A 19585-nucleotide genomic window follows, 5' to 3' on the forward strand; every position below is an offset into this window, starting at 1 on the left:
CCCGGTCGGCATGCGGACGGTGTGGTGCGTGACTACCGTCGATGAGTGGACCTCAACACCGTCGGGGTGGTCGACTTCCCCACCGACCGCGATGGGCTGTGGCCGCTCGGCCTCGGCGATGCGGTTTTGGCCGGCGGTACCTGGTTGTTCTCCGAACCGCAGCCCCAGGTGCGCCGCCTGGTCGACGTGACGGCACTGGGCTGGCCGTCGATCACCGTGGGTGACACGGGTGTCGAGCTCGCGGCGACGTGCACGGTCGCCGAGGTGTCGGCGCTGAGCGCGCGGCTGGCGGCGGACAGGCCGGACTGGTCTGCGGCGCCGTTGCTGCACCAGTGCTGCAGCGCGCTGCTGGCGTCGTTCAAGATCTGGGGCGCGGCGACAATCGGTGGCAACATCTGCCTCGGCCTGCCCGCCGGCGCGATTATCTCGCTGGCCACCGCGCTCGACGGTGTGGCGACGGTGTGGCGCGCAGGCGGCCACGACTACCGCATCTCCGTCGGCGAACTGGTGATCGGTGCAGGCAGCACGGCGCTGGCCGTCGGCGACGTGCTCAGGTCGGTGCATCTGCCCGCCGCGGCGCTGCGTGCCCGCACTGCCTTCCGCAAACTCGCCGCCGCGCCGCTGGGCCGCTCCGGCGTGGTGGTGATCGGCCGCCGCGATGCCGGCCCCGACGGTGGGGCGTTCGTGCTGTCGGTCACCGCCGCCACCGTGCGCCCGTACGTGTTCCGGTTCGACGATGTGCCTGATCCCGACTCGCTGAGGACGGCGCACGCCGGCATTCCGGACACGGCGTGGACCCGCGACGCGCACGGCGATCCGGACTGGCGGCGCGCGATGGCGCTCCTGCTGGCCGGTCAGGTCTGCGCGGAGCTGGCATGAGGTTCGAAATCAACGGCGACGCGCTGGAGGCCGACCCCCGGCCGGGCCAGTGTCTGCGGACGCTGCTGCGGGAGCACGGCCGCGTCGAGGTCAAGAAGGGCTGCGACGCCGGGGACTGCGGAGCCTGCTCGGTGCTGCTCGACGGCGCGCCGGTGCACTCCTGCGTGGTGCCGGCGTTCCGGGCCGCGGGCAGGCGCGTGACCACGGTGGCGGGTCTCGGCACCCCCGGTGACCTGCACCCGATGCAGCGCCGCTTCGTCGAGGCGGCCGGATTCCAGTGCGGCTTCTGCACCGCGGGGATGGTCACCACCGCCGCCGCCCTCACCGAGGAGCAGATGGCGGACCTGCCGCAGCATCTGAAGGGCAACCTGTGCCGGTGCACCGGCTACCGCGCGATCACCGACGCCCTGGTGGGTCGTGTCAACACCGACAAGTCGGCAGGCCACGGTGACACCGGCCGGTCGATCGGTGCGCCTGCGGCCATCGGGGTCGTCACCGGCACCGAGCGCTACACCATGGATGTCACCCCGGCGGGACTGCTGCACATCGCGGTGCTGACGAGCCCGGTGCCGCACGCCCGCATCGAGGCGATCGACACCACCGCGGCCGCGGCGCTGCCTGGCGTGCACCTGGTGCTCACCCACCGCGACAGTCCGCCGGTCGCGTTCTCCACCGCCCGCCACGAGAACCGACTCGACGACCCCGACGACACCCGGGTGCTCGACGACACCGTCCGCTTCGTCGGCCAGCGGGTCGCCGCGGTGGTGGCCGACAGCCCCGGGATCGCCGAGCAGGCCTGCCGGCTGATCGCCGTGGAGTACCGGGAGCTGCCCGCCGTGTTCGATCCGGACGAGGCCAGGACTGCGGGCGCGCCGCTGGTGCACGGGGACAAGGGCGCCGATTCGCGTATCGCCGACCCGGCGCGCAACACCGTCGCGGAATTTCACGGCGGCGCAGGCGACGTCGAGGCCGGCGTGGCCGAGGCGCTCGCCGGTGGCGGCGCGGTGGTGCGCGGCCGGTGGACGACGCAACGCGTGCAGCACGCGCACCTGGAGACCCACGGCTGCACCGGGTGGACCGACGACCGGGGCCGGCTGGTGATCAGAACCAGTTCGCAGGTGCCGTTCCTGGTGCGCGACGAACTGTGCCGCGTCTTCGGGTTGGCCCGCGAGCAGGTGCACGTGGTCACCGGCAGGGTGGGCGGCGGATTCGGTGGCAAGCAGGAGATGCTCGTCGAGGACCTGGTGGCGCTGGCGGTGCTCCGGCTGGGCAGGCCGGTGCGCTTCGAGTTCAGCAGGACCGACGAATTCACCATGGCGCCCTGCCGGCATCCTTTCCGGATCGAGGCGACGGTCGCAGCGCGAGCCGACGGCGTGCTCACGGCCCTGGCCGTCGACGTGCTCAGCGACGCAGGCGCCTACGGCAACCACAGCATCGGCGTGCTGTTCCACGGGTGCAGCGAGTCGGTGGCCGTGTACCGCTGCGCGAACAAGAGAGTCGACGCCCAGGCCGTCTACACCAACAACCTGCCGTCGGGGGCGTTCCGCGGATACGGCCTGGGACAGCTGATCTTCGCCATCGAGTCGGCGCTCGACGAGCTGGCTCAGCGGCTCGGCGTCGACCCGTTCGACCTGCGCCGGCGCAACGTGGTGGTGCCCGGGGACCCCTTCGTCGACGCGACCTCCGCGCACGACGACCTGACGTTCGGCAGCTACGGACTCGACCAGTGCCTCGACCTCGCGCAGGCCGCGCTGGCGGCGGGCAACGGAGTGGCGCCGCCTCCGGGCGCCCAGTGGCGGGTCGGCGAGGGCATGGCGGTGGCGATGATCGCCACCATCCCACCGCGGGGCCACTTCGCCGAGGCGGCGCTGAGCGTGGACACCGACGGGATGTACACGTTGAGCGTGGGCACCGCCGAGTTCGGCAACGGCACGTCCACCGTGCACACCCAGTTGGTGGCCGACGAGATGAACACCACCGCCGACCGGGTGCGGTTGCGCCAGTCCGACACCGACAGCACCCGTTACGACACCGGCGCATTCGGTTCGGCCGGGACGGTGGTGGCCGGCCGCGCGGTGCTCGACGCGTGCCGCGAGCTGCGGGCCGCGGTGCTGGCCGATGCGGCCGACCGCACCGGCGCCGACGTGTCGGCGTGCACGCTCACCGCGTCGGGTGTGCAGTGCGGCGAGCGCTTCGTGTCCTTCGCCGGCCTCGGCGGCAACACCGCCGGCTACGGCAGGCACGACGGCACGCCACGGTCGGTGGCGTTCAACGTGCAGGCGTTCCGGGTGGCGGTCGACGTCGAGACCGGGCGGGTGCGGATCCTGCAGTCGATCCAGACGGCCGACGCCGGCGTCGTGCTCAACCCCGAGCAGTGCCGCGGGCAGGTGGAAGGCGGTGTGGCACAGGCCATCGGCTCCGCACTGTACGAGGAGATGCACGTCGGCCCGGACGGGACGGTGCTCACCAGGGAGCTGCGCAACTACCACATCCCTCAGCTGGCCGACGTGCCGGTGACCGAGGTCTACTTCGCCGACACCTACGACGTGCTCGGTCCGCGGGGCGCCAAGTCGATGAGCGAGTCACCGTACAACCCGGTGGCCCCGGCGCTGGCCAATGCGATCGCCAGGGCCTGCGGCGTACGGCCGCACCAGCTGCCGATGACCCCGGCCCGGGTGTGGCGGGCGCTCCACGAGGGCGGCGGCTAGCAGTAGTCGGCCGCGCCTCAATGTGGGCTCGGCGACGGCGCTTCGTTGGCGATCTTGACCCGGAAATAGCCGTACAGGGCAGCGATCACAGCGCCGGCGAGAACGCTTGCTCCGCCGGGGTAAACGGCGAACAGCAGCAGCCCGATGCCGAGCGGAAGTAGCAGGTCGATGACTGTCCGGAGGTAGATGGCGAGTCCGATACCGCCGAACAGGAAACCCACCAGGCAGGCGACATTCGCATCTCGCCGTTGGGCGGGGGCGGGCAGTTGTCTCATCACGTTCTCGATTGCAGTGACCATCGCAGACTCCTTCAATATGGGCCCGACATGTTTGCCGCGCCATCGATGAACACCGTGACCGTAGGGCCGTCGCGAGAACGGAGCGCGAGTAGTCGACTACCTGAATCAGCGTGGCAGCGCGCATCGCCGAGGTAGTTGTCGGCGTCCGCTTCTACGATTGCGCCGTGGCGCGCGTCAAGTGGTTCGTGCTGCTCGCCGCCGTCGCGGGCGTGGCCTCCTTTCTGTGGGGCCTCGATCCGGTGTGGTGCCTCGCCGCAGGAGTTGCCGCACCTGTGGTCGCGGTGGCCGCCGCGCACTTCCTGCGCGGCGCGATCGCCGGGGTGGGCACACCGGGGCCGCGGGAGGATCCGGCGGCGGCGATGTCGGGCACCGAGTTCGAGGACCACATCGCGCGGATCGCAAGGTCCTGTGGGATGCCGGTGATCATGACCGCGATCACCGGCGACTGGGGCGTCGACATCATCGTCGGACACCGGCCCAACCGGCTGGCCATCCAGTGCAAGCGCCAGGCGAGGCCGGTGGGCACCGCCGCCGTTCAGGAGGTGGTGGCCGGCGCACCCATGCAGGACTGCGTCCGGACGATGGTGGTCACCAACCACGACTTCACGCCTGCCGCACGGCGACTCGCCGAACGGCACGGCTGCGAACTGGTCGGCCGCGACGAGCTGCCCCGGCTGCGCTCCATCATCCGGCGCGCGACGAGCTGAGCGCGGTGCGCACCGCCGCGAGCGCGGCGTCGATCTCGTCGCGCGTCACGGTCAACGGCGGCCGGAACCGCACGGAGTCGGCTCCGCTGGCGAGCATGATCACCCGCAGCTCCCACAGCCGCGCGATCAGCGCGTCGCGCTGCGCGGCCGACGGGAGGCTGAACGCGCACATCAATCCGCGGCCGCGGACGTCGCCGACCAGCCCCGGGAAGTCGGCGGCCAACCGGTCGAGTCCGTCGCAGAGATACCTGCCGGCCTTGCCTGCGCGTGCCATCAGGTCGTCGGACTCGATCACCTCGAGGATGCGGCGGGCGCGCACCATGTCGGTGAGGTTGCCGCCCCACGTCGAGTTGATCCGCGAGCCGACCCGGAACACGTTGTCGGCGACCTCGTCGACCCGACGGCCGGCCATCACTCCGCACACCTGGGTCTTCTTGCCGAAGGCCACCACATCCGGTGCCACGCCCAGTTGCTGGTAGGCCCAAGCGGTTCCGGTCATCCCGCAACCGGTCTGCACCTCGTCGAAGATCAGCAGCGCGTCGTGCTCGTCGCACAGATCGCGCATCGCCGCGAAGAACTGCGGCCGGAAGTGCCGGTCACCGCCCTCCCCCTGAATGGGTTCGGCGAGGAAACACGCGACGTCGTGCGGATGCGCGTCGAAGGCGGCGCGGGCCTGCTGCAGCGACTCGGCCTCGAGCGCGGTCATGGCGTCGTCGTCCAGACCCGGTCGCAGACACGGTGCGTCGATTCGCGGCCAGTCGAACTTCGGGAACCGCGCCACCTTGTTCGGGTCGGTGTTCGTCAGCGACAACGTGTATCCGCTGCGACCGTGGAACGCCCCGCGCAGGTGCAGCACCCGCGTCCCGAGCGCCGGGTCGATCCCGTGCGCCTCGTTGTGCCTGCTCTTCCAGTCGAAGGCCACCTTCAAGGCGTTCTCGACGGCCAGTGCCCCGCCGTCGACGAAGAACAGGTGCGGCAGCGCCGGATCGCCGAGCACCCGGGCGAACGTGTCGACGAAGCGGGCCATCGGGACGGTGTACACGTCGGAGTTGCTCGGCTTGTTCACGGCGGCCGCCGCGAGTTCGGCGCGGAACGCGTCGTCGTCGGCCAGGGCCGGGTGGTTCATCCCCAGCGCCGACGACGCGAAGAACGTGAACATGTCGAGATACCGGTCCCCGTTGCGGGCGTCGACCAGGCACGCCCCGCGGGAACGCTCTAGGTCGAGGACGAAGTCCAGACCGTCGGTGAGCAGGCTGCGGCCGAGCACGTCACGGACGTCGTCGGCTGCGAGGCCGGGGCGCATCATCAAGTCGGTCATGCGGGCATCGTATCGTAATATTTCCGTCCCTTTGCACCGGTAACCGCAAGTCTTCCTATTGACGCGCGCGTGTGGCGCATGGAATGAGCGGGTACCGACAGTGGATGCTCAAACCTCCCGGCTACGGACTGCTGACCGCTCCGCTCCGCGCCGCCGAGACGTTGAGTCGCACCGCCGCCGCCGTGGCCCTCGAGGCCGTCGGCGGCCCGCCCGCCCGTCGCTGCCAGGGCCGCGGCGGCCGCTGCTGGGTCGAGGTGCGAGGACTCGGCGGGCCACACGGCAAGGCCGTTGCCGCAGAGGTCGTCCGGGCGGTCAAGGGCATGACCGGCGTGCGGTCGGCGTCGCTCAACACGACCGTCTCGCGCATTGTGGTGAGCATCGACGAGGACGGACCGTCGCTGCCCGCGCTGTTGCGTGCCGTCGACGCGGCCGAGCGGGCCGCGGACTCCGGCACGCGCCGCAGCCGGCCGGTGAACCTGCCCGGCGACGATGCGGTGCTGGCCGCGCGCACAGCGGGGGCCGCGGTCGCGCTGGCGAGCCTCGGCCTTTCGGTGACCGGCACCGCGCTGCGGCTGCGCGGGCTCCCCGACGTGGTGTCCGCCCTTCCGACCCTCGCCGACCACATGCCGCGGCTGCGCAAGCAGGTCGAAGGCCGACTCGGCCCCGACGGCACCGACCTGTTCTTCGCCACCGTCCACGCCGCCGCCGCGGCCCTTGCCGTCTCGCCGGTGTCGGCCGCCGCGGAGTCCGCCCAACGCACGATGCTGGCCGCCGAGGCGTGGAACGACCGGTTGGCCTGGCGCCGACACGAGCCGCGACTGGCCCGGCACGCAGGTCACGACCGCCCGCCGACGAGCCGCGTCGCACCGGGCGAAGGCCGCGCCGACCACTACGCCGACCGGTCCGCCGTCGTGGGCACCGCAGCGGGCGTGGCGCTGGGTCTGCTGTCCGGCAGCCTCGCGACCGCAGGCGAGGCCGCGGTGGTGGCCGCGCCCAAGGCCGTGCGCACGACGAGGGAGGCATTCGCCTGCGCCCTGAGCCGCGGACTCACCGCGCGCCACGGCGGACTGGTGCTTCATCCGCGGGCGCTGCGCACCCTGGATCGGATCGACACCGTGGTCGTCGATCCGCGCGCACTGCACACCGACGAGCTCATGGTCAGCCGGGTGCGGGGCGTCACCGACGCCGACCGTGGCCGCGCGTGGGACGCCGCGCGCCGGGCCCTGGCCGGCGGAAGGCTCGACGCCGGATGGCATCCTGTCGCCGACATACCGGACGCAGGCGACGACGGCGAGGTGCTCGTCAGTCATGTCCGTGATCCGCACGCGGCGGCGGTGGTGGCCGAGGCACGCCGGTCCAGGCCGCGGGTGGTGTCCATCGCCGACGACGGATTGCGCTCCCTGGCACAGGGTTTCGATCATCTGCAGCCGGTGGAGGAGTCGATCGACGATGCACTCGCCGATGCCGTGTCGGCGGCCAAGGCCGACGGCGCCACCGTCGCTCTGCTCACCATCGCCGACATGACGACACCCCACGGCGCGGACGTCACCGTCGGCGTGCTGCGCGACGGGAAGCCGCCGGTGTGGAGCGCCGACCTCCTCGTCGACGACCTCACCGGGGTGTGGCGGCTGCTGCACGCGCTGCCCGCCGCCCGCGATGCCAGCGACAAGGGCGTTCGACTGTCACTGTCGGGCTCGTCGCTGGGTGCGCTGATGCTGATCCCCGGCGTACCCGGCCGTGGCCCGGTCTCGGTCCATGCCAGCGCGATGGCCGGGCTGCTGTCGGGCTACGCCGCAGGCAACCGGGTGATGTCGGACGCGCTGCCCAACCCCGAACCGGGCCACGACTGGCATGCGCTGCCCGTCGACGAGGTGCGCGAGCTACTGCCCCAGCCCACCGACTCCGATGCCGGCGAGGGCTCAGGCATCCCGGTGCCGAAGCCACTACGTGCCGCGGCCACCGGAACATGGCGGCTGGCAGCAGATTTCGTCGGCGCGATGCGCACCAACCTGTCCGATCCGCTGACACCGATCCTGCTGACCGGCGCGATGGCGAGCGCCTTGCTCGGCTCCCCCTTCGACGCCGCCCTCGTCAGCAGCGTGCTGCTGGGCAACGCGGCGCTGTCGGCCGAACAGCAGGTGCACGCCGAGCGCGTGCTGCGCCGTCTGCTCGCCGTGCAGGACCCGCCGGCGCGCCGCCGCACCGCAGACGGCGCCGAGGAGGAGGTGCCCGCCAAGCGGCTGCAGCCCGGCGACATCATCGAGATCCGTTCCGGCGAAGTCGTTCCCGCCGATGCCAGGGTCATCGAGGCCATCAATGTCGAAGTCGACGAGTCGTCGCTGACCGGGGAGTCCCTGCCGGTGACCAAGCAGACCGGTGCGACGCCCGGGGCGCCGCTGGCCGAGCGTGCGGGCATGCTGTTCGGCGGTTCGACCGTGGTCGCGGGCACGGCCGTCGGCATCGTCACCGCGGTCGGGTCCGCGTCGGAGATGCAACGCGCCATGGCGATGGCGCCGTCGACATCGCGTGAGATCGGGCTGCAGGCCCAGCTGCGCCACATCACCGGCCGCGCGCTGCCCTGGAGCCTCGGCGGCGGCGCCCTGGTTGCGGTGTTGAGCATGCTCCGCCGCACGCCGCTGCGGGAGTCGGTGTCCAGCGCGGTCGGAGTGGTGGTCGCCGCCGTCCCCGAGGGGCTGCCGCTGGTCGCGACGCTGGCACAGCTGGCCGCCGCACGCAGGCTCTCCGGAGAGTCGGTGCTCATCCGCAACCCGCACTCGATCGAGGCGATGGCTCGGGTGAAGGTGGTGTGCTTCGACAAGACCGGCACCCTCAGTGAGAACCGGTTGCAGGTCAAGGCCCTTCGCGCCGTCGAGGGACGCACCGAGGACGACGTGCTCGCCGGCGCGGCGGCCACCATCGTCGTCAAGAACGGTCAGCGCACAGAACACGCCACCGACGACGCCATCCTGCGTGCGGCGGGTGTGGACGGCAGTGCCGTGCCCGACGCGGTGCTCCCCTTCCAGTCCGGCCGTCCGTTCGCCGCGGCGCTCACCGGCACCCGGCTGACCATCAAGGGTGCGCCCGAGCGGATCCTGTCCGGACTCGCCACCGACGACGCGGAGATGTCGCGGCTGCTCGACGAGATGACCGCCGACGGGCTGCGCGTGCTCGCCGTCGCCGAGTGCGACCTGAGCGACGACGAGGCCCGCGCGGCGGCCGCGGATCCCGACACGTTAGAGCGCGTGTGCGGCTGCAACCTGCGGCCGCTCGGTGTGGTCGGCCTGGCGGACACCCTGCGGCCCGCGGCCCGCGAACTGCTGGCGCAGCTCGACCAGCGTGACATCGGCGTGCGCCTGCTCACCGGTGACCACCCCGTCACCGCGGCGGTGGTGGCCAACGACCTCGGACTCGACGTCGACCCGGACGACGTCGTGACCGGCGACGCGTGGGAGAACATGTCGGCCGAGGAGCGCGCCGACGCGGTGGCACACCGCGTGGTGTTCGCCCGGATGTCGCCGGAACACAAGATCGACGTGGTGCAGGCGCTCGAGCGCATCGACCTGGTGACCGCGATGGTCGGCGACGGCGCGAACGACGCCGCGGCGATCCGGGCGGCCAGTGTGGGCGTCGGGGTGGCGTCCCGGGGCAGCGATCCGGCCCGCACCGCCGCGGACGTGATGCTGCTCGACGGGCACATCGAGGCGCTGCTCGACGCCATCGACGAGGGCAACCAGCTGTGGCGGCGCGTGCAGTCGGCGGTGTCGGTGTTGTTGGGCGGCAACGCCGGTGAGGTGTGCTTCGCGCTGATCAGTTCCCTTCTCACCGGCCGATCGGTGCTCAACGCCCGGCAGATGCTGCTGGTCAACATGCTCACCGATGCGCTCCCGGCCGCCGCACTGGCGGTCAGTCAACAGACCGAGAACGGGCGGGCCGACCGCGACGAGGACGCGATGTGGCGTGCCATCGCCATCCGCGGCGCGGCCACCACCGGCGGCGCCACCGCGGCGTGGCTGATGGCCAGGGTCACCGGGACCCAGCGCCGCGCCGCGACCGCCGCCCTGATCGGGCTGGTGTCCACGCAGATGTTGCAGACCCTGATCGATTCGCGCGCACCGCTGGTGGTGGCCACGAATGTCGGTACGTTCGCGGTGATGATCGGGGTGATCAGCGTGCCGGGGATCAGTCACCTGTTCGGCTGCACACCGGTCGGCCCGGTCGCGTGGGGTCAGGCTTTCACGGCCGCACTGGCGGCCACGGCGGCGTCCGCGGTGGCTCCCGGCGTGCTCGCCCGCGTCACCGGCGTCGGCTCAGTCGTCCTCGATGACGACCACGCCGGCACGCACGAGCAGGGCGTAGAGGTCGCACAGCGGAGGGGTGAGGACCCGGACCGCGCCGCCGAGGAGCGCGTCCTGTCCGAGGCCGGCAAGTAGGTTGCCCATGACTTCGCAAGGTAGAGGCCGCGATCGCCGCTCCGGTGAGGGACACGCCACACACCGGACAACGGAAGGTGACGAACAGGTGACCGAGAATCGGGATTCCCATCGGGAGACCGCCCGCCGCGTCGCAGGCGCGAACCGCTTCGCGCTCCAGCTGCCGGTGCTCGGCCGGGTGCCGTTCCCGCGCCCCGACCAGTTGGCCTTCTACGGCGCCCTGGCGGCGCTGGTGGCGGTGGAACTCGTGGAGTGGCCGGTGGCGGTGGCGATCGGCGCGGGCCATGCGCTGATCACCGGCCGACCTGCGGATAAATCAGACGATCAGGCCACGTGACAGGAATAATTACGGCACGCTTTGCCGTCCGTCGTAAAATGTCTGTAAGATGATCGTGCTTCGAGTGCGAACGTTCGCCGCGGTGCGGATCTCCTGGAGCAGGTCTTCGAGCGCCCGCGCCGAGCCGACCCGCACCAGCAGCATGTAGCTCTCGTCGCCGGCCACCGAATGGCAGGACTCGATGGCCGCTATGTGCTCGAGCCGGGTGGGCGCATCATCGGGTTGGGACGGATCGAGAGGGGTGATGGCGACGAACGCGGACAGTTGGTGGCCGACCGCCTCCGGGTTCAGCCGGGCCTGGTACCCGGTGACGACGCCACGGGACTCGAGCCTGCGCACGCGTGACTGCACGGCGGAGACCGACAGGCCCGCGCTCGCCGCGAGATGGGCCAGCGTGGCCCGCCCGTCGGCCACCAGCTCGCGGGCCAGGATCCGGTCGATCTCGTCGAGCGGCGCCGACCGGTGCGGATGTTCGTCGGCATCGACCATGGCCGCACTGTATCGCTCCACACCCCGGGAAGAAGGGACATCATGACCACCACGACCACCACGGCGCCGCTGCCGACCGCCGCCGAACTGCGCGGCCGGGTGGCGGACGCGTTGCGCGCCATCGGCTCCCGCGTCGAGCTCGGCGAAGCCGGTGGACCCGGCATGCCGGCGAGCACGCCGATCACCGGCGAGGTGCTCGGCACCGTCACCGAGACCACGGGCCCGGAGACCGACGTGGCCATCGCCGAGGCGGCGCAGGCGTTCACGGTGTGGCGCACCACGCCTGCCCCGGTGCGCGGCGCCCTGGTGGCGCGGCTCGGTGAACTCCTCGTCGAGCACAAGTCCGACCTCGCCGCCCTGGTCACCCTGGAAGCGGGCAAGATCCGCTCGGAGGCCCTGGGCGAGGTGCAGGAGATGATCGACATCTGCCAGTTCGCGGTGGGATTGTCGCGCCAGCTCTACGGCCGCACCATCGCCTCGGAGCGGCCCGGCCACCGGCTGATGGAGACGTGGCACCCGCTCGGAGTGGTCGGCGTGGTCACCGCATTCAACTTTCCCGTCGCCGTGTGGGCGTGGAACACCGCCGTGGCGCTGGTGTGCGGCGACACCGTCGTGTGGAAGCCGTCCGAGCTGACCCCGCTGACGGCCGTCGCGTGCCAGGCCCTGATCGAGCGCGCCGCCGACGACGTCGGCGCGCCCCCTGCGGTCAGCCGGCTGGTGCTGGGCGGCCGCGAGGTCGGCGAGCGGCTCATCGACGATCCTCGGGTCGCCCTGGTCTCGGCGACCGGCTCGGTGCGCATGGGCCGCGAGGTCGGACCGCGGGTCGCCCAACGGTTCGGCAAGGTGCTGCTGGAGCTCGGCGGCAACAACGCCGCGATCGTGACGCCGTCGGCCGACCTGGATCTCGCCGTCCGCGCGATCGTGTTCTCGGCGGCCGGGACGGCGGGCCAGCGGTGCACGACGATGCGCAGACTGATCGTGCACCGGTCGGTGGCCGACGAGCTCGTCGACCGCATCGTCGCCGCGTATCGCCAGTTGCCGGTGGGCGATCCGGGTGCCGACGGCACTTTGGTGGGGCCGCTGATCCACGAAACCGCGTACCGGGACATGGTCGGAGCCCTCGAGCAGGCCCGCGCCGACGGCGGCGAGGTGTTCGGCGGTGAGCGGTGCATGTTCGACGGCGACTCGGGCGACACCTCGTTCTACGTCACGCCAGCCGTGGTGCGGATGCCCGCGCAGACCGATCTGGTGCACAACGAGACCTTCGCGCCGATCCTCTACGTACTCACCTACGACGGGCTCGATGAGGCGATCGAGTTGAACAATGCTGTGCCACAGGGGCTTTCGTCGGCCATCTTCACCCTCGACGTGCGGGAGGCCGAGCGGTTCCTGGCCGCCGACGGCTCGGACTGCGGCATCGCCAACGTCAACATCGGCACCTCGGGCGCCGAGATCGGCGGGGCGTTCGGCGGCGAGAAGCAGACGGGCGGCGGCCGCGAATCCGGGTCGGACTCCTGGAAGGCCTACATGCGCCGGGCCACCAACACGGTCAACTACTCGTCGGAGCTGCCGCTCGCCCAGGGTGTGCACTTCGGCTGACCATGGGGTGGGGCTAACTGCGCTTCTTCGCGGGTGCCTTCTTGGCGGCAGTCTTCTTCGCGGGGGCCTTCTTCGCGGGGGCCTTCTTCGCGGTCGCCTTCTTCGCGGGGGCCTTCTTGGTGGCGGTCTTCTTCGCGGCAGTCTTCTTCGCGGGAGTCTTCCTGGCGGCGGTCTTCTTCGCGGCCGGTGCGGTCCTCGCCGGTGCGGCAGTCTGCTTGACCGGAGCCGGGTCGGGCACCGGCGCGAGCACACGAACCGCGGGAGCCGGCGACGGCGGCGGCGCACTCCCCCGCCGGCCAATCCGGCGTGCCACCAGCGCAGCACCACCGACGGTCACCAGCACCGGCCACTCGACCAGCCCGGCGGCGCCGACTGCGCCGAACGTCAGCAACGCTGCGGGTGTGGAGTGGGAGCCGTCTTTGAGCCCGTTGCGGATTCCGGCGGCGGTACCGGTGACGCCGCCCACGATGCCGTTGATCGCGGCGCCGCTCACCGCGCCGGCCGCGGCCGTGGCAGCATTCGCCGTCCCGGCGACGAACCGCGCCGCGCTGCGGACGATGTCCATGCTGATCACCTGCCTCATCGTTGAAGACGAGGAGTACCCGCATCGCGAGACCGGTAACCGACCAGACTGGTGGCATGCAGATCCAAGACAGCGTCGTCATCGTCACCGGGGCGGGGTCCGGCATCGGCCGGGCGCTGGTCGCCGAATTCGCCGCACACGGGGCCGCCGTCGTGGCCGGCGACATCGACGCAGCAGCCGTGCAGGCCACCGCCGCCCAGGTCGGTGGGCGCGTCGTCGCGATGCGGGCGGACGCCGCGGACACCGATGACATCGCCGCGTTGATCGCCAAGGCCGACAACGAGTTCGGCCCGGTGGACTGCTATGTCGCCAACGCCGGCATCATCGGGGCGTCCGGTCTCGGCGACGAGCAGGCCTGGGACCGGATCCTCGACATCAACCTGCGTGCCCACATCCGCGCCGCGACCGCGCTGATCCCCGAGTGGGTGCAGCGCGGTGGAGGGCACTTCGTTGCGGTGGCGTCGGCGGCGGGGTTGCTCACCCAGCTCGGCGCGGCCGGCTATGCGGTGAGCAAGCATGCCGCCGTGGGGTTCGCCGAGTGGCTCGCCATCACCCACGGCGACGACGGCGTCGGGGTCACCTGTGTCTGCCCGATGGGCGTGGACACCGCGCTGCTGCGGGCGATCCGGGCGTCGGGCGACACCGCGGTGCGCCTGAGCGCGGACTCCGTCGTCAACGCGGGCAACGTCGTCGAACCCGCCGATGTCGCGAGGCTGACGGTCCAGGCGGTGCGCGACGGCACGTTCCGGGTGCTGCCGCATCCGGAGGTCGCGGGGATGGTGGCGGGGAAGGCGGCCGACCACGACCGCTGGATCACCGGGATGCGGCGCTATCAACGCTCGCTGCTCAACGACTAGCGGCGGTGTAGTTCGAGCCGGAACCCGCGCGGCATCATGGTCAGCCGCTCGGCGACCTGCAGCTCGTAGTCGGGTTCGGGAATGAGGTCGTAGCGCCGGATCAACGCGGCCAGCATCAACACGCCCTCGTGCAGCGCGAACTGCCTTCCGATGCATGACCGCTCCCCGGTGCCGAAGGGTTTGTACAGCCCGCCGGGCCGGGCCCGGACCCGCTCGGGTGCGAACCGGTCCGGGTCGAATGCGTCCGGGTCGGGACCCCACCGGGGGTCACGGTGCAGGGTCGCGGTCAGGGCGAGCGCCCAGTCACCGGCCTCCATCGGGTGCACGCCGCCGAGCACGGTGTCGGCGCGGGCGGCGCGGTAGTAGCCGGGCACCGTCGGCTGCAGCCGCAAGGATTCGTCGAGCACGCGGCGCACGTGGCGCAACTTGGCGATCCGGTCGAAGTCCGGGCGGTCGTCCTCGCCCCACACCTCGGCCACCTCGGCGCGCGCCCTGGCCGCCACCTCCGGGTGCTGCGCGAGATAGTACAACGCGAAGGACATTGCCCCCGATGTTGTTTCGTGTCCGGCGATCAGGAAGTTGAGCAACTGGTAGCGGATGTTGGCGGCATCCAGGTCGGAGCCGAGCATCGTGTCGAGCAGGTCGTCGTGGCGGCCCAGGCCCACCGCTCGGCGTTCGGCGACGATCTCGTCGGCCAGGGCGTGCAGATAGGCCGCGTGGCGGCGAACTCGGCGCTCGGCGATGCGGGTGACGGCGTCGGGCAGGAAGGTCTCCTTTAGCACGCCCACGTAGTCCGAGCCTTTGAGCGCCGCGATCATGTGGTCGACGAACGGGTGGGTCTGCTCGGTGGCGAAGCAGCCGAAGGAGTATCCCGCCGCGCAGCGGCCGATGGTCTCGAGGGTGGCACGGGTGGTGTCCGCCGAGACGTCGACGGTCCTGCCGTCGCGCGCCCGGTCGTCCCAGCGGGCGGTCAATTCGGCGGTGACGTCGAGCATCACGGAGTGGTAGCGCCGCATGGCGGCCTGGCTGAACGCCGGCATCAGCAGGTCATGGGCCCGGCGCCAGTTCGGCTCGTCGTTGTATGCGGTGAACAGCCCGTCGCCACCGATCACCCGCAGCGCCTCGATGTCGGGCCCGATGTGCTTGCAGAATCGCGACTCGTCGTTGAGGTCGGCCACCACGTCGGCGGCGGCCGCGACCACCCAGCGCGCGCCGAGGAAGGTGAACTCGAAGATCGGCCCCAGTCGCGCCATGTCGACCGCCGACTGGCTCGGGGTGTCGGCATGGAAGCCGAACACGTCACCGAGCAGGGGGACCCGCCACGGCGGGTGCGGAAGCGCCGGGTTACGCCTGTGACTTCTCATGGTTTCGGTGTCCCACCGCAGATCGTTGACGGGCGAGCGACGCCCAGCGTCTCACGTGACGTTCGCAACCATGTGTCTCACCTTCGCCCGCGCCTCGGCGTTCGCCGTGCCTTCCACGTCCCGACCGTGAACAGACCCGCATCCAGCGTCGGTATCGGGCTCCGTCTGGCACTATCAGCAATCAAATGCATCGATCAGCCACCGAGGGCAGGAGCGGCGTGCGCAGGTACGTGGTCCGTTGCGCGAGCACCTCGTGAGGCGCGCCGAGACCGCATCGCCGCCGTCGCGCCGGGAGTTGGACGCCGCAGCGGCCGGCGAGGGGCTCGAGGCGGTGTTCCAGCCCATCGTTTCGCTGCCCGGCGGGGAACGAGTCGGGTTCGAGGCCCTGGCACGGTGGGATCATCTCGGCGCCGGTGACGCCGGCGACGTCTTCGCCCACGCCGCGCGAACCGGCCGGGCGGGTGCGCTGGAACGCAAGTGCATAGAGACGGCCGTCATCGGCGCGCTGGACGCCGGCCTGCCACCGGGCAGCGCCGTGTTCATCAACTGCGAGGCGACAACGCCCTATCTCAGCCCTGCCGACAGCCGGATACTGGCGCACGGCGCCGAGCGCTTCCAGATCGTCTTCGAAGTGACCGAACGCAGCCTGCTCACCCATCCACCCGCACTGCTGCGGAAGGTGGTGGCGATGCGCCGGGACGGGTTCGCCTTCGCGCTCGATGATGTCGGCGCGGATCTGAGCTCGCTGGCCCTGCTCGACGTGCTGGCACCTGATGTCATCAAACTCGATCTCGCGCTCGTGCAGTCTCAACCGCACTACCGACAGGCACGGACCTGGGCGGCGGTGCTGGCGCACCATGAGCACGCAGGCGCGCAGGTGCTGGCCGAAGGAATCGAGACAGCCGAGCACCTCCATCGCGCTCTGGCGCTTGGCGCGACGCTCGGGCAGGGCTTCCGGTTCGGGCATCCCAGCCCGTTGAGCCCCGGGGCCGGCACCGGTGTGCTGCCGCCGGCGATCAGGACACAGTCTCCATGCGTGGATCCGGGATCCCCGTTCGCGGCGGTGGGAGGCAATCCGGTTCTGCGTCGACAACGCAGGGACACCGTCCTCGCTCTGTCGTTGTCCCTCGAACAACAGGCGCTGGAAGCGCCCGATCCCCCGATGGTGCTCGCAGCGCTGCAAGACGCACGATTCTTCACCGGGGACACCCTTACCCGCTACCGACGTCTCGCGACACACAGTCCGCTGGTCGCCGTGTTCGGCTGCGGCCTCGCCGAAGACCTCGGCTGTGGCATCAGAGGGGTGCGGTTCGCGCCGGGGGACTCTCTCGAGCGCCAGTGGATCGTCCTCGCGTTGGGGGCGAACATCGCCGCCGCCCTGGTGTCTCTCGAAGTCACCGATCCCGAGCGCGCGAGCAACGGCACCGAGCGACGTTTCGATGTGGCGCTCACCAACGACCGGACACTCGTGACCAAGGTCGCGCGTCAGCTCCTCACCCGCATGCTGACACCTCCGGCGCCAGAGCGTTCGTGTTGACGATGGTGCGGCCCACCAGCCGCTAACATCCCCGTAAATTAGTTGCTGTGCCACCGCGTGCGGTTCGCCGCCGGGCGGCACAGCGCAGGTCGGTGGTGAGTGCCGCTCATGGGGGTTCAGGGTTGCTGGCGTCGTCGAGAACTACCGTGTTCGGCCGCCTCGTGCGCGAGTGGTGGTGTGAACCGATCGATTACACCGCACAGGTGCAGTACTTCAAACGGGCGATGTCCGGAGCCGTCCAGCTCCTGATCGGACTCGGCACCGGGTTCGACGCGGTGATCTCGGCGGTGATCCTGTTGCCGTCCGCGGACACCGTCGCGTCGCGGGTCGCCGTGGCGGTGTTCGTCGCGCTACAAGCCTTCTGGGCGTGGGTGTGGGTGTGCCGGGAGTGGCCGTCGCGGCGGATGTCGCTCGCATTCGTCGTATCCGCCGACATCGCGATCACCGTGATGGTGCTGCTCGATGCGAACTGGGTGCTCGGCTCGTTCGGGTTCAGCTTCTTCACCATGCTGTCGGTCTACTTGATCTTCTTCGACGGACCGAAAGCGCTTGCGGGACACATTCTGTGGATCCTGGCGACCGTGGCGGCCTTCGCCGTGCAGGTCGGAGCACAAGCGCAGATCGACGTCACGGGGTTCACCGTGAAGACGGTCGTCTCGGTGGCGCTGGTGGTCGGGACGCCGCTGGGGATACAGGCCGCGATCTGGGCGCTGCGCAACGACGCCAACGAGTCCGTCACCGATCCGCTGACCGGTCTCCTCAACCGGCGCGGGCTGCACCTCCAGGTCGAAGACCTCGTGCGCGACGCCGCCACGACGGGCAGCGAGGTGACCGTGATGGTCGTCGACCTGGATCGCTTCAAAGCGATCAACGACAGATTCGGTCACACGGTCGGCGATACCGTCCTGGTGCGCAGCGCGCGCCGGATCAAGTCCGCGGTTCGGGGCAGCGCGCTGGTGGCGCGCCTCGGCGGCGAGGAGTTCGTCATCGTCGACCTCGCGGACCCGAACAGCAGGACCCAGCAGGACTTCGATCGCGTCCGTGACGCGATCGCCGCACCGACCGAGCACGCGATCACGGCAAGCGTCGGCATCGCCAGCACCGCCGTCACCGACCCCGCTGCGAGGACCGTCGACGCTGTGGCGTTGCTCGACGCCATGATCGAGCGAGCCGACCGTGCGATGTTCGACGCCAAACGCAACGGCGGCAATGCCACGGTGCAGCTGCACCGGTGAGGCGTCCGCGCACCAGTCGCTCACCCTGACGCGACCCGGCCGGAGTGAACGCACACACGACGGGGTAGTCGGGCGGGATGACTTCTCCAGGACTGATCGTCATCGGCAGCGGGCCGGCCGGTGTGAGCGCCGCTGAAGCGTTCCGGCAACGAGATTCACGCTCGCCGGTCACCATCTTCACCGAGGACGCGGCGCTGCCCTATCAGCGGCCGCCGCTGAGCAAGGAATTCCTGCGCGGGGAGGCCGAAGCCGGCGAGGCGGACCTGCACCCCGACGACTGGTTCGCCGAGCACGACGTGCGCATCGTGCGGAGTTCGAAGGTGGAGGCCGTCGACGTCGCGGGCCGCACCGTGCGGGTGGACGGGACGACCCACCCCTACCGGTCGCTGGTGATCGGCAGCGGCGCCCGCCCGGTCGCGCCGTCGTTCCCCGGTGGTGACACCGCGCTGCTGCTGCGCTCGATGGCCGACGCACAGCGCCTGCGCGAGACCGCGGAGCGCTCCACGTCGGCGGTGGTGATCGGCGCAGGCTTCATCGGCTGTGAGGCGGCCGCCTCACTGGCGATGCGGGGCATCTCCGCGACCCTCGTCGCGCCCAGCGCCGCGCCGCAGGCCAAACGTCTCGGGGAACGGGCGGGCGCCCGGATCGTCGACATGCTCGCCGCGGCGGGCGCCCGCTACGTGGGCAGCGTCAAGGTCGAGGCCGTCGAGGACGGCGCCGTCCGCCTCGACGACGGCACCTCGATCTCCGCGGATCTGATCCTGGCGGCCACCGGCGTCCAGCCGCAGTCGACGCTCGCCGAATCCGCCGGACTTGCCGTCGACGACGGGCGCATCCTGGTCGACGGCGGTATGCGGACATCGGCCGACGGCGTGTTCGCCGCCGGCGACGTGGCGTGGGCACACAATTCCGCGGCGGGCCGTCGCATCGCGGTCGAGCACTGGCAGGACGCGGTCGACCAGGGCACAGTCGCGGGCGCCAACGCCGCGGGCGCCGCCGATGAGTGGTCCTCGGTCCCGGGATTCTGGACGACGATCGGCGAGGCGACGCTGAAGTACCACGCGTGGGGCGACGGCCACGACGAGGCACATTTCGTCGAACACGAGGACGGCTTCACGGTCTGGTACGAGCGCGGCGGCGCGGTCGTCGGCGTACTGACCCACAACGCCGACGACGACTACGACCGCGGCGAGGAACTGGTCGAGAAGGGCCGGCCGCTGCCCGCCGACGTGCGCGGCTGATC

General features: G+C 71.1%; 14 protein-coding genes and 2 pseudogenes. 10 read left to right on the top strand and 6 right to left on the bottom strand.

What is annotated here, in order from left to right; all coding sequences use genetic code 11:
• Positions 1-45 precede the first annotated feature (45 nt).
• On the top strand, positions 46-879 hold the full coding sequence (locus ACPCHZ_RS12200) for an FAD binding domain-containing protein (RefSeq protein WP_423484987.1): 834 nt from the start codon (positions 46-48) through the stop codon (positions 877-879).
• Positions 876-3587, top strand: a complete 2712-nt coding sequence (locus tag ACPCHZ_RS12205) for a molybdopterin-dependent oxidoreductase (protein WP_423484988.1) — start codon at positions 876-878, stop codon at positions 3585-3587. Before ACPCHZ_RS12200 ends, ACPCHZ_RS12205 begins: the two co-directional genes overlap by 4 nt.
• A 17-nt stretch (positions 3588-3604) precedes the next feature.
• Here ACPCHZ_RS12205 and ACPCHZ_RS12210 read toward each other — a convergent pair whose 3' ends face one another.
• Positions 3605-3886: a hypothetical protein gene (locus tag ACPCHZ_RS12210; RefSeq protein ID WP_423484989.1), complete on the bottom strand. Its 282-nt coding sequence runs from the start codon at positions 3884-3886 to the stop codon at positions 3605-3607.
• Positions 3887-4050: 164 nt separating this feature from the next.
• On the opposite strand from ACPCHZ_RS12210, the gene ACPCHZ_RS12215 reads away from it, so the two are divergent.
• Positions 4051-4593, top strand: coding sequence for a restriction endonuclease (locus tag ACPCHZ_RS12215; RefSeq protein ID WP_423484990.1), 543 nt, complete (start codon positions 4051-4053; stop codon positions 4591-4593).
• Here the strand turns inward: ACPCHZ_RS12215 and lat are convergent.
• Positions 4571-5911, bottom strand: coding sequence for an L-lysine 6-transaminase (lat, locus tag ACPCHZ_RS12220; RefSeq protein WP_423484991.1), 1341 nt, complete (start codon positions 5909-5911; stop codon positions 4571-4573). The two genes, ACPCHZ_RS12215 and lat, sit on opposite strands and share 23 nt — an antisense overlap.
• Before the next feature lie 104 nt (positions 5912-6015).
• Here lat and ACPCHZ_RS12225 point away from each other — a divergent pair, with 104 nt between their 5' ends.
• Positions 6016-10341, top strand: coding sequence for a cation-translocating P-type ATPase (locus ACPCHZ_RS12225; protein ID WP_423484992.1), 4326 nt, complete (start codon positions 6016-6018; stop codon positions 10339-10341).
• A gap of 88 nt (positions 10342-10429) precedes the next feature.
• Positions 10430-10678 carry a hypothetical protein gene (locus ACPCHZ_RS12230; protein WP_423484993.1) on the top strand — a complete coding sequence of 83 codons (249 nt, stop codon included), beginning with the start codon at positions 10430-10432 and terminating at the stop codon, positions 10676-10678.
• Between the two features lie 9 nt (positions 10679-10687).
• Here the strand turns inward: ACPCHZ_RS12230 and ACPCHZ_RS12235 are convergent, their stop codons facing one another.
• Positions 10688-11167 carry an Lrp/AsnC family transcriptional regulator gene (locus tag ACPCHZ_RS12235; RefSeq protein WP_364972041.1) on the bottom strand — a complete coding sequence of 160 codons (480 nt, stop codon included), beginning with the start codon at positions 11165-11167 and terminating at the stop codon, positions 10688-10690.
• Between the two features lie 42 nt (positions 11168-11209).
• Here ACPCHZ_RS12235 and ACPCHZ_RS12240 point away from each other — a divergent pair, with 42 nt between their 5' ends.
• Positions 11210-12766: an aldehyde dehydrogenase family protein gene (locus tag ACPCHZ_RS12240; RefSeq protein WP_423484994.1), complete on the top strand. Its 1557-nt coding sequence runs from the start codon at positions 11210-11212 to the stop codon at positions 12764-12766.
• A 22-nt stretch (positions 12767-12788) separates the two neighbouring features.
• Here ACPCHZ_RS12240 and ACPCHZ_RS12245 read toward each other — a convergent pair.
• Both ACPCHZ_RS12245 and ACPCHZ_RS12250 read right to left on the bottom strand, forming a co-directional pair.
• Positions 12789-12878, bottom strand: a pseudogene (locus ACPCHZ_RS12245) (hypothetical protein); the annotation flags it as partial.
• Positions 12879-12908: 30 nt separating this feature from the next.
• Positions 12909-13331 (bottom strand): annotated as a pseudogene (locus ACPCHZ_RS12250) (hypothetical protein); the annotation flags it as partial.
• Positions 13332-13405: 74 nt separating this feature from the next.
• Between ACPCHZ_RS12250 and ACPCHZ_RS12255 the strand changes: the two are divergent.
• Complete coding sequence (locus ACPCHZ_RS12255) at positions 13406-14206, top strand: SDR family oxidoreductase (RefSeq protein WP_423484995.1); 801 nt, start codon at positions 13406-13408, stop codon at positions 14204-14206.
• On the opposite strand, the gene ACPCHZ_RS12260 is transcribed toward ACPCHZ_RS12255, so the two are convergent.
• Positions 14203-15570: a cytochrome P450 gene (locus ACPCHZ_RS12260; RefSeq protein WP_423484996.1), complete on the bottom strand. Its 1368-nt coding sequence runs from the start codon at positions 15568-15570 to the stop codon at positions 14203-14205. The two genes, ACPCHZ_RS12255 and ACPCHZ_RS12260, sit on opposite strands and share 4 nt — an antisense overlap.
• A 295-nt stretch (positions 15571-15865) precedes the next feature.
• Between ACPCHZ_RS12260 and ACPCHZ_RS12265 the strand changes: the two genes are divergently transcribed.
• The 3 genes from ACPCHZ_RS12265 to ACPCHZ_RS12275 all read left to right on the top strand — a co-directional run bounded on the left by ACPCHZ_RS12265 (position 15866) and on the right by ACPCHZ_RS12275 (position 19583).
• Positions 15866-17107: a sensor domain-containing phosphodiesterase gene (locus ACPCHZ_RS12265; protein ID WP_423484997.1), complete on the top strand. Its 1242-nt coding sequence runs from the start codon at positions 15866-15868 to the stop codon at positions 17105-17107.
• Between the two features lie 146 nt (positions 17108-17253).
• Entirely contained in the window at positions 17254-18342 is a 1089-nt protein-coding gene (locus ACPCHZ_RS12270; protein WP_423484998.1) for a diguanylate cyclase, read from the top strand.
• Positions 18343-18419: 77 nt separating this feature from the next.
• On the top strand, positions 18420-19583 hold the full coding sequence (locus ACPCHZ_RS12275; protein WP_423484999.1) for an NAD(P)/FAD-dependent oxidoreductase: 1164 nt from the start codon (positions 18420-18422) through the stop codon (positions 19581-19583).
• Positions 19584-19585 lie beyond the last annotated feature (2 nt).

The sequence above is a fragment of the Mycobacterium sp. NPDC050041 genome, assembly GCF_049541695.1.
In the GTDB taxonomy this organism is placed as follows: Bacteria; Actinomycetota; Actinomycetes; order Mycobacteriales; family Mycobacteriaceae; genus Mycobacterium.

Bases quoted from the DNA above. Each gene is read 5' to 3' on its own strand.
- ACPCHZ_RS12255 (WP_423484995.1), top strand. From the start codon at position 13,406: ATGCAGATCCAAGACAGCGTCGTCATCGTCACCGGGGCGGGGTCCGGC.
- ACPCHZ_RS12275 (WP_423484999.1), top strand. From the start codon at position 18,420: ATGACTTCTCCAGGACTGATCGTCATCGGCAGCGGGCCGGCCGGTGTG.
- ACPCHZ_RS12225 (WP_423484992.1), top strand. From the start codon at position 6,016: ATGCTCAAACCTCCCGGCTACGGACTGCTGACCGCTCCGCTCCGCGCC.
- ACPCHZ_RS12235 (WP_364972041.1), bottom strand. From the start codon at position 11,167: ATGGTCGATGCCGACGAACATCCGCACCGGTCGGCGCCGCTCGACGAG.
- ACPCHZ_RS12240 (WP_423484994.1), top strand. From the start codon at position 11,210: ATGACCACCACGACCACCACGGCGCCGCTGCCGACCGCCGCCGAACTG.
- ACPCHZ_RS12205 (WP_423484988.1), top strand. From the start codon at position 876: ATGAGGTTCGAAATCAACGGCGACGCGCTGGAGGCCGACCCCCGGCCG.
- ACPCHZ_RS12210 (WP_423484989.1), bottom strand. From the start codon at position 3,886: ATGGTCACTGCAATCGAGAACGTGATGAGACAACTGCCCGCCCCCGCC.
- lat (WP_423484991.1), bottom strand. From the start codon at position 5,911: ATGACCGACTTGATGATGCGCCCCGGCCTCGCAGCCGACGACGTCCGT.
- ACPCHZ_RS12260 (WP_423484996.1), bottom strand. From the start codon at position 15,570: ATGAGAAGTCACAGGCGTAACCCGGCGCTTCCGCACCCGCCGTGGCGG.